The organism is Mesorhizobium sp. M7A.F.Ca.MR.148.00.0.0, assembly GCF_003997735.1.
GTDB lineage: Bacteria > Pseudomonadota > Alphaproteobacteria > Rhizobiales > Rhizobiaceae > Mesorhizobium.
This window is the reverse complement of record NZ_RZTB01000443.1, coordinates 1-368: the sequence shown is the minus strand read 5'-3', so window position 1 is coordinate 368 and position 368 is coordinate 1. Positions and strand designations below refer to the sequence as shown.

At 57.6% G+C, this 368-nt stretch carries 1 pseudogene; it reads right to left on the bottom strand.

The window, feature by feature from the left end:
• Positions 1 to 217, bottom strand: a pseudogene (locus tag EOB49_RS34880) (branched-chain amino acid ABC transporter permease); the annotation flags it as partial.
• Positions 218 to 368: the final 151 nt, after the last annotated feature.

Genomic DNA, 368 nt, shown 5'->3' with positions numbered 1-368 from the left:
CGCCGAGCGCCACCGCCGCCAGCAGCGTCAGCCACAGCATCTGATAGCCGAAGGCCGCGGTCAGGATCATCGTCTGGCCGCAAAAGGCGAACAATGCGCCATAGGCGAGATTGGTGCGGTGCAGGATGCCGTTGGTCAGCACATAGCCAAAGGCGAGCAGCGCATAAAGCGCGCCCGAATGCAGCCCGTTCAGCACCTGCTGGAAGAAATAGAGCATGCAAAACCTCGAAGCATGCCGCCCAAAAGTGCGAAGCGGTCCTGGCCAGCGACAGGCTCAAAAGGCTGCGAAGATCATCGCAGCCCAGAGTGAGGGTGCATCGCTGAATCTAACTTGTCAAATACGATTTATAGGTTAGATTTTCGCCATG